Annotated in this window: 1 protein-coding gene; it reads left to right on the top strand. The window is 70.9% G+C overall.

The window, feature by feature from the left end; genetic code table 11:
* Positions 1–454: MATE family efflux transporter (locus U858_RS0133500; RefSeq protein ID WP_029954842.1), on the top strand; the 454-nt coding region annotated here is incomplete at its 5' end.
* Positions 455–628 lie beyond the last annotated feature (174 nt).

Raw genomic sequence — 628 nt, forward strand, 5'->3', positions numbered from 1 at the left:
AGGCGCCCGTGATGCCGCCGCGGCCGCGCGCGCCGGCTGGACGGCCTTCAGCCTGGGCATCGGCGCGATGGTGATCGCCGCCCTGCTGATGGTGACCGTGCCCTATGCGCTGGTGTCGGTGTTCATGGACGTGCACGACCCGGCCAATGCGCGGGTGCTGGCCTTCGCGGTCAGCTACCTGGCCGTGGCAGCGGTATTCCAGATCGTGGATGGCGCGCAGGTGCTGGGCGCAGGCATGCTGCGCGGGCTGCACGACACCCGCGTGCCGATGATCTACGCGGCGATCGGCTACTGGGGCGTGGGCCTGCCTTGCGGCGCGTGGCTGGCGTTCCAGGCTGGCTGGCGCGGCGTGGGCATCTGGAGCGGCCTGGCCATCGGGCTGGCGGTGGTGGCCGTGCTGATGATGCAGCGCTGGACCCGGCGCGCGCAACTGGGGCTGGTGGCGACGAGGTAATGGGGTGACATGCCATAATCGCCGATGCCTTTTCCGCAACACCCCCTGCCTTACGCCATGCCTGCCTCGCCTTCCTCCCCCGCCGCTTCGACCGCTGCCTTGCCCGTCTCTACGCCCACCGCTACGCCCGTCTTTCCGCCCCTGAACGCCGACCGCCTGTGGGCTCGCGTCCAG

The sequence above is a fragment of the Achromobacter sp. DH1f genome, assembly GCF_000633435.1.
In the GTDB taxonomy this organism is placed as follows: Bacteria; Pseudomonadota; Gammaproteobacteria; order Burkholderiales; family Burkholderiaceae_B; genus Achromobacter; species Achromobacter deleyi.